At 62.8% G+C, this 15,600-nt stretch carries 1 protein-coding gene; it reads left to right on the forward strand.

All coding sequences use genetic code 11. From position 1 onward, the window contains the following. The first annotated feature begins 176 nt into the window (after window positions 1–176). Window positions 177–15,509 carry a LapA family giant adhesin gene (locus ACM6JM_RS02805; RefSeq protein ID WP_414881301.1) on the forward strand — a complete coding sequence of 5,111 codons (15,333 nt, stop codon included), beginning with the start codon at window positions 177–179 and terminating at the stop codon, window positions 15,507–15,509. Window positions 15,510–15,600: the final 91 nt, after the last annotated feature.

The following is a 15,600-nucleotide window of genomic DNA, read 5'->3' on the forward strand; positions in this document are numbered from 1 at the left end:
CCAGAAGGTCAATAGTTTGGCATAAAGTTAATAGCGAAAGAATCTAGCCAAAATATTGACGAACAGCAGCGTCAACTTTGTTTCCTCTTTTTTTAAAAGTACGTCCAGACTGAATCGGCGCAGACAGCCATCAGGTCTATGGAAGTCAACTGAACGTGACACCCGGAGAGTCTTCAATGAGCAGTGTTGTTGCCATCGTCAAAAGCATTGTCGGTCAGGTTTTCGTGGTGTCCCCAGAGGGCGTCCGTCGCGTACTCGTTGAAGGCGACCGGCTGTTTGCCGGCGATCAGGTCGACACCGGCGTTTCCGGCGCCGTGTCCCTGGAACTGGCCGATGGCCGCACGATCGATCTGGGCCGTGACACTCAGTGGAGCGCCGATACCCCGGATTCCAGCACCGACCTGGCCGAAGCCACCGCGCAAGCCGCGCCGTCGGTAGAAGAGCTGCAACAAGCCATCGCCGCCGGTGTCGACCCGACCACCGCTCTTGATGCCACCGCTGCCGGCCCGAGTGCCGCGGGGACTGGCGGTGCCGCCGGCGGTGGTCACAGCTTCGTGATGCTCGATGCGACCGCCGGCCGCGTCGACCCAACCATCGGTTTCCCGACTGCGGGCATCAACGCTGCAGGCCAGGCCGCGCAGAACATCCCCGGCGGCCAGACCACCGACACCAACGCCAATGCCCTGCGCGAATCGACCCTGAACCTCAGCGCCACGCCGAGCATCACCGAAGCCGGCGGCGTGCTGGTGTACACCGCAACGCTGACCCAGGCGCCGCTGACCGACCTGACCATCACCCTGTCCAACGGTGCGGTGATCGTGATTCCGGCCGGTTCCACCACCGGCACCGTCAACGTGCCCCTGGCGCCGAACGACACTGTTTATAACGACCCGACCCAGATCGACGTGACCGTCACCGGTACCACCGGCGGCAACGGCATCACCGTGACCCCGCCGACCACCCCGGCCACGACCCAGGTCACCGACACCATCGACACCACCACCGTCACCCTGACGGCCGGCCCAAGCGTGACCGAAGGCGGTCAGATCACCTACACCGCGACCCTGACCAACCCGGCGCAGACGCCGGTGACCGTCACGTTGTCCAACGGCTCGACCATCACCATCGGCGCCGGCCAGACCACCGGCACCGTCAACGTGCCGACCGCACCGAATGACGTCTATAACAACGGCAGCACCGTCACCACCACCATCACCGGTGCCACGGGCGGCAACTTCGAAAACCTGGTGCCGAACCCGACACCGGTGGTGACCACCATCACCGACTCGATCGACAATACCGGCCTGACCCTGACCGCTACCGGCACTGTGGTCGAAGGTGGCCAGATCACCTACACCGCGACCCTGACCAACCCGGCGCAGACGCCGGTGACCGTCACCCTGTCGAACGGTTCGACCATCACCATCGGCGCCGGCCAGACCACCGGCAGCGTCAACGTGCCGACCGCACCGAATGACGTCTACAACAACGGCGGCACCGTCAGCACCACGATTACCGGCGCTACCGGCGGCAATTTCGAGAATCTGGTGCCAAACACGACGCCAGCGACTACTACCGTCACCGACTCCATCGACACCACCAACCTGTCGCTGAGCGCCACCGGTTCCGTGGCGGAAGGCGGTTCGATCGTCTACACCGCGACGCTGAGCAATCCTGCGGGTACGCCGGTGACCGTGACGTTGAGCAACGGCGCCGTCATCACCATTGACGCCGGTAAAACCATCGGCACCGTGACCGTTCCGGCGCCTGCCGATGACGTCTACAAAGACGCGGGCAAGGTCGAAGTCACCATCAAGGACGCCACCGGCGGCAACTTCGAGAATCTGGTGCCAAGCACTGTTCCCGCTGTCACCGAAGTGACTGACACCATCGACACGTCGACGGTCAAACTGACGGCTGATACTTCGGTTGCAGAAGGCGGCACCGTTACTTATACCGCTACGGTTGGCGCACCAGTCACCGGTTCGCCGGTGACTGTCACTTTGTCCAACGGTCAGACCATCACCATCGAAGTGGGTAAAACCACCGGCACCGTGACCACCACCGCGCCGAACGACGCATTGGCTGGCAACGCACCGCTGACCAACTCGATCACCGGCGTTTCCGGCGGCAATTACGAAAATCTGGTGGCCGACAAGACCCCGGTCTCGACCACGGTTACCGACGTTGCCGACACCACCAACCTGACCCTGAGCGCCACCGGCACTGTCGCCGAGGGCGGTTCGATTGTTTACACCGCGACGCTGACCAATCCTGCGGGCACCCCGGTGACCGTGACGTTGAGCAACGGCTCCGTCATCACCATCGAAGCGGGTAAAACCACTGGCACCGTGACCGTTCCGGCGCCTGCCGATGACGTCTATAAAGACGCCGGCAAAGTCGAAGTGACCATCAAGGACGCCACCGGCGGCAACTTCGAGAACCTGGTGCCAAGCACTGTTCCGGCTGTCACTGAAGTCACCGACACCATCGACACCACCACGGTCAAACTGACCGCGACAGAGTCAGCGGCCGAGGGCGGCACCGTCACTTATACCGCGACAGTTGGAGCGCCCGTAACTGGCTCGCCGGTCACCGTAACCCTGGCTAACGGCCAAAGCATCACGATTGAAGTGGGCAAGACCACCGGCACCGTGACCACCACAGCACCGAACGACGCATTGGCCGGCAACGCACCGCTGACCAACGCGATCACCGGCGTGAGCGGCGGCAACTACGAGAATCTGGTCGCCGACAAAACCCCGGTCAGCACCACCGTGACCGACACCGTCGACACCACCAACCTGACCCTGAGCGCCACCGATTCCGTGGCCGAGGGCGGCTCGATCATCTACACCGCGACGCTGACAAATCCGGCCGGCACGCCGGTGACCGTGACCTTGAGCAACGGCGCGGTCATCACCATCGAAGCCGGCAAGACCACCGGCACCGTGACCGTTCCAGCGCCTGCCGATGACGTCTACAAGGATGCCGGCAAAGTCGAAGCGACCATCACCGGCGCAACCGGTGGCAACTTCGAAAACCTGGTGCCAAGCACTGTGCCGGCCGTGACCCAGGTCACCGATACCATCGACACGTCGACCGTCAAACTGACCGCGACCGAGTCGGCGGCGGAAGGCGGTACCGTTACTTACACCGCGACGGTGGGCGCCCCGGTAACCGGCTCGCCTGTGGTTGTGACCCTGGCCAACGGTCAGGCGATCACCATCGAAGTCGGCAAAACCACCGGCACCGTGACTACCACGGCGCCGAACGACGTACTGGCCGGCCATGAACCGCTGACCAACTCGATCACCGGTGTGAGCGGCGGTAACTACGAAAACCTCGTGGCCGACAAAACGCCGGTCAGCACCACCATCACCGACACCGTCGACACCACCACCGTATCGCTGACCGCCACCGGCAACGTCAACGAGGGCGGGCAGATCGTCTACACCGCGACCCTGACCAATCCGGCCGGCACCCCGGTGACCGTGACGTTGAGCAACGGCTCCGTCATCACCATCGAAGCCGGCAAAACCACTGGCACCGTGACCGTTCCCGCACCAGCCGATGACGTCTACAAAGACGCCGGCAAAGTCGAAGTGACCATCAAGGACACTTCCGGCGGCAACTTCGAAAACCTGGTGGCCAACCCGACGCCAGCGGTGACCAACGTCGCCGACACCATCAACACCACGCACCTGACCCTCAGCGCCGAAAGCTATGTGCTCGAAGGCACGTCGATCACTTACACCGCAACGCTGACCAACGCCGCGCAGACGCCGGTGACCGTCAACCTGAGCAACGGCCAGACCATCGTTATCGAGGCCGGCAAGACCAGCGGTTCGGTGACCATCCCGGCGCCGAGCGATGACGTCTACAAGGATGTCAGCAAGCTCACCGTGACCATGACCGATGCCAGCGGCGGCAACTTCGAGAAGCTCGACGTCAGCAAGACGCCGGTCAGCACCACGGTCAACGACACCATCGACAAGACCACGCTGACCCTGAGCGCCAGCGACACCGTCAGCGAAGGTGGCCAGATCACCTACACCGCGACCCTGAGCAACCCGGCCGGCACTGCCATGACCGTGACCCTGGCCAACGGCGCGGTGATCAACATCGCTGCCGGTGCCACCAGCGGTTCGGTGAATTTCCCTGCGCCGGCCAATACGCCTTACATTGATGGCGGCAAGGTGCAGACCGCGATTGCCAGCCACAGCGGCGGCAACTTCGAACAGGTCGATGCCAACCGTACGGCTGTGGTGACCAAAGTCACCGACACCGTCGACACCACCAACATCAGCCTGAGCGCCACCGGTTCGATCGCCGAGGGCGGTTCGATCGTCTACACCGCGACCCTGACCAACCCGGCCGGCACGGCCATGACCGTGACCCTGAGCAACGGCGCGGTGATCAACATCGCCAAAGGCGCGAGCACCGGCACCATCACCGTCGCCGCACCGAGCGACGACGTGTACAAGGACGCCGGCAAAGTCGACGCCAGCATCACCAAGACCACCGGCGGCAACTTTGAAAACCTGGTGGTCGACAAGACCCCGGCGGTGACCGACGTCACCGACACCATCGATACCAGTACCGTTTCCCTGAGCGCCACGGCCAGCACCGTTGAAGGCGGCGTGGTGGTTTACACCGCCTCCGTCACCGCACCGGTGACCGGCTCGCCAGTGGTCGTGACCCTGTCCAACGGCCAGACCATCACCATCCCGGTCGGCGCCAGCAGCGCCAGCGTCAACTACACCGCGCCGAACGATGCACTGGCCGGCGGCAACACGCTGAGCGTGAAAATCGACGGCACCAGCGGCGGCAATTACGAAAACCTGGTCGCCGACAAGACGCCGGCCGTGACGTCAGTCACCGACACCGTCGACACCACCAACCTGACCTTGAGCGCTACAGGTTCCGTGGCCGAAGGCGGTTCGATCGTTTACACCGCCACGCTGACCAATCCGGCTGGCACGCCAGTGACCGTGACCCTGAGCAACGGCTCGGTGATCACCATCGAAGCGGGTAAAACCACTGGCACCGTGACCGTTCCGGCTCCGGCCGATGACGTTTACAAAGACGCCGGCAAAGTCGAAGTGACCATCAAGGATGCGTCCGGCGGCAACTTCGAGAATCTGGTTCCGAGCACCGTTCCGGCCGTCACTGAAGTGACTGACACCATCGATACGTCGACCGTGAAACTGAGCGCCGATACGTCGGTGGCCGAGGGTGGCACCGTCACCTACACCGCCACTGTTGGCGCTCCGGTGACTGGCTCGCCGGTCACCGTGACTCTGGCCAACGGTCAGTCGATCACCATCGAAGTGGGCAAAACCTCCGGTACCATCACTACCACCGCGCCGAACGATGCACTCAACGGTCACACACCGCTGAGCAACTCGATCACTGGCGTGAGCGGCGGCAACTACGAAAACCTGGTGGCCGACAAGACTCCCGTCAGCACCACGGTAACCGACACCGTCGACACCACCGACCTGACACTGACCGCGACCGGCACCGTGGCCGAAGGTGGCTCGATCACCTACACCGCCACCCTGACCAATCCGGCCGGTACTCCGGTCACCGTGACGTTGAGCAACGGCTCCGTCATCACCATCGAGGCCGGTAAAACCACCGGCACCGTGACTGTCGATGCACCGAAAGACGATGTCTACAAAGACGCCGGCAAGGTCGAAGTCACCATCAAGGATGCAACTGGCGGCAACTTCGAGAATCTGGTGCCGAGCACTGTTCCGGCCGTTACCGAAGTCACCGACACCATCGACACCACCACAGTCAAACTGACTGCGACCGAGTCGGCGGCGGAAGGTGGCACTGTCACTTACACCGCCACCGTGGGCGCTCCGGTGACGGGCTCGCCTGTGACCGTGACCCTGGCCAACGGTCAGTCGATCACCATCGAAGTCGGCAAGACCACCGGTACCGTCACCACCACCGCGCCGAACGATGCACTCAACGGCCATGCGCCGCTGAGCAACTCGATCACCGGTGTGAGCGGCGGTAACTACGAAAACCTCGTGGCCGACAAAACGCCGGTCAGCACCACTGTGACTGACACCGTCGACACCACCAACCTGACTCTGAGCGCCACTGACTCGGTGGCCGAAGGTGGCTCGATCACCTACACCGCCACCCTGACCAACCCGGCTGGAACCCCGGTCACCGTGACGTTGAGCAACGGCTCCGTCATCACCATCGAGGCCGGTAAAACCACCGGCACCGTGACCGTCGATGCGCCGAAAGATGACGTCTATAAGGACGCCGGCAAAGTCGAAGTCACGATCAAGGATGCCTCCGGCGGCAACTTCGAGAACCTGGTGCCGAGCACTGTTCCGGCTGTTACCGAAGTCACCGATACCATCGACACCACCACGGTGAAACTGACCGCGACCGAGTCCGCAGTTGAAGGCGGCACTGTCACTTACACCGCCACCGTTGGCGCCCCGGTAACCGGCTCGCCTGTGACCGTGACCCTGGGAAATGGTCAGTCGATCACCATCGAAGTGGGCAAAACCACCGGTACCGTCACCACCACCGCGCCGAACGACGCGTTGAACGGTCACACCCCACTGACCAACTCGATTACTGGCGTGTCTGGCGGTAACTACGAAAACCTCGTAGCCGACAAGACCCCGGTTTCGACCACCGTCACCGACACCGTCGACACGACCAACCTGACCCTGAGCGCCACTGACTCGGTAGCCGAGGGCGGTTCAATCGTTTACACCGCGACCTTGACCAACCCGGCCGGCACACCGGTCACCGTGACCCTGTCGAACGGCGCCGTGATCACCATCGAAGCCGGTAAAACCACCGGCACCGTGACTGTCGATGCACCGAAAGACGATGTCTACAAAGACGCCGGCAAGGTCGAAGTCACCATCAAGGATGCAACTGGCGGCAACTTCGAGAACCTGGTGCCGAGCACCGTTCCGGCCGTGACCAACGTCACCGATACCATCGACACCACCACGGTCAAACTGACCGCGACCGAATCGGCAGCTGAAGGCGGCACCGTTACCTATACCGCCACCGTTGGTGCCCCGGTAACCGGCTCGCCTGTGACCGTGACCCTGGCCAATGGTCAGTCGATCACCATCGAAGTGGGCAAAACCACCGGCACCACCACCACCACAGCGCCGAACGATGCGCTCAACGGCCATGCGCCGCTGACCAACGCGATCACTGGGGTGACTGGCGGTAACTACGAAAACCTCGTGGCCGACAAGACCCCGGTTTCGACCACCGTCACGGATACCGTCGACACCACCAACCTGACCCTGAGCGCAACGGGCTCGGTGGCCGAGGGTGGTTCGATCGTTTACACCGCGACCCTGACCAACCCGGCCGGCACTCCGGTGACCGTGACCCTGTCGAACGGCGCTGTCATCACCATCGAGGCCGGCAAAACCTCCGGCACCGTGACCGTCGATGCGCCGAAGGACGACGTCTACAAAGACGCCGGCAAAGTTGAGGCAACCATTTCGACCGCCACCGGTGGCAACTTCGAGAACCTGGTGCCGAGCACCGTTCCGGCCGTGACCGAAGTCACCGACACCATCGATACCACTACGGTGAAACTGACCGCGACTGAATCGGCAGCTGAAGGTGGCACCGTCACTTACACCGCGACCGTGGGCGCACCTGTGACCGGTTCGCCAGTCACCGTGACGCTGTCCAACGGTCAGTCGATCACCATCGAGGTGGGCAAGACCACCGGCACCGTGACCACCACTGCGCCAAACGATGCGCTCAACGGCCACACGCCGCTGACCAATGCGATCACTGGCGTGAGCGGTGGCAACTACGAAAATCTGGTCGCTGACAAAACCCCGGTCAGCACTACCGTGACCGACACCGTCGACACCACTAATCTGTCGCTGAGCGCGACCGACAGCGTGGCCGAAGGTGGCTCGATCGTTTACACCGCGACCCTGACCAACCCGGCCGGCACCCCGCTGACCGTGACCCTGTCGAACGGCGCTGTCATCACCATCGAGGCCGGTAAAACCACCGGCACCGTGATCGTTCCTGCGCCTGCCGATGACGTCTACAAAGACGCCGGCAAAGTCGAAGTCACGATCAAGGACGCAACCGGTGGCAACTTCGAGAACCTGGTTCCGAGCACCGTTCCAGCCGTAACGGAAGTCACCGACACCATCGACACGACGACCGTGAAGCTGACCGCTTCCGAAACGGCCGCTGAAGGTGGCACCGTTACTTACACCGCCACCGTTGGCGCACCGGTGACCGGTTCGCCTGTGACCGTAACCCTGGCCAATGGTCAGTCGATCACCATCGAGGTGGGCAAAACCACTGGCACTGTCACCACCACCGCACCGAACGATGCGCTCAACGGCCACACGCCGCTGACCAACGCGATCACCGGCGTAACCGGCGGCAACTACGAAAACCTCGTAGCCGACAAAACCCCGGTTTCGACCACCGTCACTGACACCGTCGACACCACCAACCTGACCCTGAGTGCAACTGGCTCGGTAGCCGAGGGTGGTTCGATCGTTTACACCGCGACCCTGACCAATCCGGCCGGCACTCCGGTGACCGTGACCTTGTCGAACGGCGCCGTGATCACCATCGAGGCCGGCAAAACCACCGGCACCGTGACCGTCGACGCGCCGAAGGACGACGTCTACAAAGACGCCGGCAAAGTCGAGGCGACCATTTCGACCGCCACCGGTGGCAACTTCGAGAACCTTGTTCCGAGCACTGTTCCGGCCGTGACCCAGGTCACCGATACCATCGACACCACCACGGTGAAACTCACCGCGACCACGACGGCAGCTGAAGGTGGTACTGTCACCTACACCGCGACCGTGGGTGCGCCTGTGACCGGTTCGCCAGTGACCGTGAACCTGTCGAACGGCCAGAGCATCACCATCGAAGTGGGTAAAACCACCGGCACCGTGACGACCACGGCGCCTAACGATGCGCTCAACGGCCACACGCCGCTGACCAACGCGATCACCAACGTGACGGGCGGCAACTACGAAAATCTGGTGGCCGACAAGACGCCAGTCAGCACTACCGTGACCGACACTGTCGACACCACCAACCTGACCCTCAGCGCCACCAATTCGGTAGCCGAGGGCGGTTCGATCGTTTACACCGCGACCCTGACCAACGCTGCGGGCACCCCGGTGACCGTGACCTTGAGCAACGGCGCCGTCATTACCATCGAAGCCGGTAAAACCACGGGCACCGTGACCGTCGCCGCGCCAGCCGATGACGTCTACAAAGACGCCGGCAACGTGCAAGCCACGATCACCAACGCCACGGGCGGCAACTTCGAAAACCTGGTGACCAGCACCACACCAGCGGTGACCAGCGTCACTGACACCATCGACACCACGAGCGTAAAACTGTCCGCCACCACCAGCGTGGCTGAAGGCGGCACCGTCACTTACACCGCGACTGTTGGCGCACCGGTTACCGGTTCGCCAGTGACCGTGACCCTGTCGAACGGTCAGTCGATCACCATCGAAGTCGGCAAAACCACCGGCACCGTGACCACCACCGCGCCGAACGACGTGCTGACCGGTCATGCACCGCTGACCAACGCAATCACCGGCGTGAGCGGCGGTAACTACGAAAATCTGGTGGCTGATAAAACCCCGGTTTCGACTACCGTCACCGACACCGTCGACACCACCAACCTGTCGCTCAGCGCGACTGGCACCGTGGCCGAAGGTGGTTCGATCACCTACACCGCGACACTGACCAACGCTGCTGGCTCGCCAGTGACCGTGACCTTGTCGAACGGCGCCGTGATCACCATCGAGGCAGGTAAAACCACCGGCAACGTGACCGTTCCTGCGCCAGCCGATGACGTCTACAAGGACGCCGGCAACGTGCAGGCCACCATCACCAATGCCAGCGGTGGCAACTTCGAGAACTTGGTCACCAGCACCACGCCAGCGGTGACCAGCGTCACTGACACCATCGACACCACCACCGTGAAGCTGACCGCGACCGCGACAGCTGCTGAAGGTGGCACCGTCACCTACACCGCTACCGTGGGGGCGCCGGTGACTGGCTCGCCAGTGACCGTAACCCTGTCCAACGGTCAGTCGATCACTATCGAAGTAGGTAAAACCACCGGCACCGTCACCACCACCGCGCCTAACGACGTATTGAATGGTCATGCACCACTGACCAACGCGATCACCGGCGTGAGCGGCGGTAACTACGAGAATCTGGTGGCCGACAAGACCCCGGTCAGCACCACCGTGACCGACACGGTCGACACTACCAACCTGTCCCTGAGCGCCACCAACTCGGTCGCCGAGGGTGGTTCGATCACTTACACCGCAACCCTGACCAACGCTGCGGGCACTCCGGTGACCGTGACCTTGAGCAACGGCGCCGTGATCACCATCGAGGCCGGTAAAACCACTGGCACCGTGACCGTTCCTGCCCCGGCGGACGACGTCTACAAAGACGCCGGCAACGTACAGGCCACGATCACCAACGCCACCGGTGGCAACTTCGAGAACCTGGTGACCAGCAACACACCGGCCGTGACCAGCGTCACCGACACCATCGACACCACCACCGTGAAGCTGACCGCGACCACGACGGCGGCCGAAGGTGGCAACGTGGTCTACACCGCGACCGTCGGCGCACCAGTGACTGGCTCGCCGGTAACCGTGAATCTGGCCAACGGTCAGTCGATCACCATCGAAGTCGGCAAAACCACCGGCACCGTGACCACCACCGCGCCGAACGACGCGTTGACCGGCCATACACCGCTGACCAACTCGATCACCAACGTCAGCGGCGGCAACTACGAAAACCTCGTAGCCGACAAGACGCCGGTCTCGACCACCGTCACCGACACCATCGACACCACCAACCTGTCGCTCAGCGCGACCGGCACCGTGGCCGAGGGTGGCTCGATCACTTACACCGCAACCCTGACCAACGCCGCTGGCTCGCCAGTGACCGTGACCTTGTCCAACGGCTCGGTGATTACCATCGAAGCGGGCAAGACCACCGGCACCGTGACAGTTCCTGCACCAGCCGATGACGTCTACAAAGACGCCGGCAACGTGCAGGCCACGATCAAATCCGCCACCGGTGGCAACTTCGAGAACCTGGTCACCAGCACCACGCCAGCCGTAACCAGCGTTACCGACACCATCGACACCACCACCGTGAAGCTGACCGCGACCACGACGGCAGCCGAGGGTGGCAACGTTGTCTACACCGCGACCGTCGGCGCACCAGTGACGGGCTCGCCTGTGACTGTGACCCTGGCCAACGGTCAGTCGATCACCATCGAAGTCGGCAAAACCACCGGCAGTGTGACCACCACCGCGCCGAACGACGTGTTGAATGGTCATGCGCCACTGACCAACGCGATCACCGGCGTAAGCGGCGGCAACTACGAGAATCTGGTGGCAGACAAGACCCCGGTCAGCACCACCGTCACCGACACCGTCGACACCACCAACCTGTCCCTCAGCGCGACCAGCACCGTGGCCGAGGGTGGCTCGATCACCTACACCGCAACCCTGACCAACGCCGCTGGCTCGCCAGTGACCGTCACCCTGAGCAACGGTTCGGTGATCACCATCGAAGCCGGCAAAACCACCGGCACCGTGACCGTTCCTGCGCCAGCCGATGACGTCTACAAAGACGCCGGCAACGTACAGGCCACGATCACCAACGCTACCGGCGGCAATTTCGAAAACCTGGTCACCAGCACCACACCAGCAGTGACCAGCGTCACCGACACCATCGACACCACCACCGTCAGCATCACCGGCAGCACCTCGGTGACCGAAGGCCAGACCGCAACCTACACCGTCAGCCTGACCAACCCGGCGCAGACCGAAGTCACTCTGAAAATCGTCTACAGCGGCACCGCCGCCGACGGTTCGGACTTCACCGGCGTGTACACCGTGAAAATCCCGGCGGGGGCCAGCAGTGCGCAGTTCAACGTCGCGACCATCGATGACAAGATCACCGAAGGCACCGAAAACTTCGTGGTCAAGATCGACTCGGCCACCGGTGGCAACTTCGAAAACCTGGCGGTCAGCAGCACCAATGGCAGCGTCAGCACCTCGATCATCGACAACGATGCTCCGCCGGTCATCGACCTCGACGCCAACAACTCCAGCGGTGCAACGGGTGCCGACTACAAGGTGACCTTCACCGAGAACACCCCGGGCGCAGGCGTGTCGATTGCCGACACGGATATCAAGATCACCGACCCGGACAGCACCATGCTGACCGGCGCCACCGTCGTGCTGACCAACCGTCAGGACGGCGATGCGCTGAACCTGGGCAACAGCGTCAACGGCATTACCATCAACGCCAACAGCACCAACGGCACCGTCACCCTGACCCTGTCGGGTAACGCGACGCTCGCCGACTACATGCAGGCCATCAAGAACATCAGCTTCACCAACAGCAGTGAAGACCCGAGCACCGTGCCACGGATCATCACCGTGACCGTGACCGATGGCGGCAACTACTCCAACACCGCGACCACCACGGTCAACGTGGTGGCGGTCAACGATGCGCCGGTCGCTGCACCGGTCAACGTCACCGGCACCGAAGACACCCCGCTGATCCTCGGCTGGTCGACCTTCGGCGTCAGCGACGTCGACAGCCCGGCCAGCAGCCTGGGCGTGAAAATCACCCAGCTGCCGGGCGAAGGAAAACTGCAGTATCTGGACGGTTCGACCTGGAAAGATGTCGCCAACAACCAGACTTTCAGCAAGGCCGATATCGACGCCGGCAAGTTGCGCTTCCTGCCGGATGCCAACGAGTCGGGTGTGAACGGTTACGGTGGCACTGGCGTTGGCAACAATCAGGCCGACTACGCGCAGATCAAATTCCAGCCAACCGACGGCCAGTTGCTGGGCAACACAGGCACCATCAAGATCGACATCACCCCGGTGGCGGATGCACCGACCCTGTCGGTGGCCGACAACAGCGTGAAGTCCACCGGGCTGATCAAGGAAGTCTGGACCGGTCTGTCGGGCCTGGGCACCGACGGCAGCGGCGCCAACTCGACCACCCTGAAAAACGTGATCGACGGTGCCGGCAAGCCGAACACCAGCGGTACCGTGAACAACGTGCAGTCCGACGGCAGCGTAACCGCCGGCACTGCGTCGAAAACCTCGGGCCTGATTTATCTGGAAGCCGGCAAGACCTACACCTTCAGCGGCACCGGTGACGACAGCCTGCTGGTGACCATCGGCGGCAAGAGCGTGGCGTCCACGACGTGGGGCGCGGGCGGCAACCTCAACGGTTCGTTCACCCCGACCACCAGCGGCTACTACACCCTGGACATCTACCACCACAACCAGAGCGGCCCAGGCAGCTACGACGTCAACCTGTCGGTCAACGGCAGCACACCGATCGACCTGAGCAGTGCCGGCGTGCCGATCTACACCGGCGTGCAGGATCTGGTGAATGCCAGCGTAACCGTCTCCGATCTGCACGGCAGCAACGGCGAAGGCTACTACGACGGCTACAAGCTCAATACAGGCGCCGAAGGCACCACGGTGAAACTGTCGTCGATCAGCACCGCGCTGACCGACACCGACGGCTCGGAAACCCTGAGCATCAAGATCAGCGGCGCACCGGTCGGTTCGGTGCTCAGCGATGGCGCAGGCCACAGCTTCACCGTGACCGCCACCAGCGGCGACGCCAACGTCACCGGCTGGAACCTCGGCACCCTGACCGTGACCCCGCCGACCTACTACAACGGCCAGTTCAACCTGACCGTGACCTCGACCTCCACCGAGCAGGTCGGCGGCTCGGCCAGCACCACTGCGACCATCCCGGTCACCGTGGTGCCGGCGGTATATAACGCGGTGGTCGCCACTTCGGCCGACGACACCGTCACCGGCACCGACGGCAACGACATCATCGTCGCCGACATCGGCGGCCTGACCGTGGTGCCGGGCACCAACTACAACATCGCGTTCATGGTCGACAGCTCGGGCAGTATGAGCGCCTCGTCGATCAATGCGGCCAAGGATTCGCTGACGTCGGTGTTCAACACCCTCAAACAGAGCCTGGGCAGCAACTCGGGCACGGTGAACATCTTCCTGGTGGACTTCGATACCCAGGTCAACAAGTCGGTGTCGGTGAACCTCAACGACCCGAACGCACTGACCTTGCTCAAGGCCGTGCTGGACTCGATGTCGTCCGGCGGCGGCACCAACTACGAGGACGTGTTCAAGGCCACGGCGAACTTCTTCCAGAGCGCCGAAGCGGTAGCCAACACCGGGGCGAAGAACCTCACGTACTTCATTACCGACGGCCAGCCGACCTACTACCAGAGCAACGAGCAGACCAACCCGACGCTGTACGGTAACGTGAAGCTCGATGATGTGGTGAAAACCAGCAACTACAAGCTGGGCAACAGCTTTGCGACTTACATCGACAGCACCCACTACCTGAGCATCAACACCTCCGGCGAGGTCGTGTTGCAGACGTACAAGAATGGCTACTGGAACTGGAACAGCCTGGGCACCATTCATGCACAGGGTGACGGCACCTACGAGATCTCGAGCCTGGCCGGCAGCGGCAGCAGCACCTCGTCGTACACCACCGACAACTCCGCCGCCGGCTTCGCGCTGCTGAGCGGTCTGTCGAACGTCGAAGCGATCGGCCTCAACAACGGCGTCAGCCTCAGCGATTTGAAACCGTACGATTCGGACAAGACGCCACAGACCAACATCGATCCGAAGGACCTGGCCAACTCGATCATCGGCCACACCGAAGCGACGATGCCGGGCAACGACACGGTCAGCGGCGGCGATGGCAACGACATCCTGTTCGGCGACCTGGTGAGCTTCAACGGCATTGCCGGCGAGGGCTATCAGGCGATGCAGGCGTTCGTGGCCAAGGAAACCGGGGTCGACGTCAGCAAAGTCACCACCAGCAACGTGCACCAGTACATCACCGAGCACTATCAGGCGTTCGATGTGTCCGGTGCCCATGACGGCAACGACACGCTGCTGGGCGGCGCGGGCAATGACATCCTGTTCGGCTCGGGAGGCAACGACCTGCTCGACGGCGGCAAGGGCAATGACATCCTGCTCGGCGGCACCGGCAACGACACGCTGATCGGCGGTCAGGGCAACGACATCCTGATCGGTGGTTCCGGTGCCGACACCTTCGTCTGGAAGGCAGGCGACACCGGCAACGACGTGATCAAGGACTTCAAGGCCAGCGAAGGCGACCGCATCGACCTGCGTGACCTGTTGCAGGGCGAGACCGGCAGCACCATCGACAACTTCCTGAAGATCACCACGGTCGACGGCGTGTCGTCGCTGCAAGTCAGCTCGGGCGGCAAGTTCAACTCGGGCGATGCCGCAGCCGCCACCCCGGACGTGACGATCAAACTGGAAGGCAACAACTGGTCCACGGTCAACATTCACAACCTGATTGCCGGCAGCGATCCGACCATCAAGGTCGACCACAACAACAGCTGATGCGTGAACAACGGCCGCCCCACTGGGGCGGCCGTCGCGTTTTCGGCGCTTGAACCGGTGACGATTTCGTCGGCGCACCGCATACTCGCGC

The sequence above is a fragment of the Pseudomonas sp. IT-P2 genome (assembly GCF_949767575.1).
In the GTDB taxonomy this organism is placed as follows: domain Bacteria; phylum Pseudomonadota; class Gammaproteobacteria; order Pseudomonadales; family Pseudomonadaceae; genus Aquipseudomonas; species Aquipseudomonas pharyngis.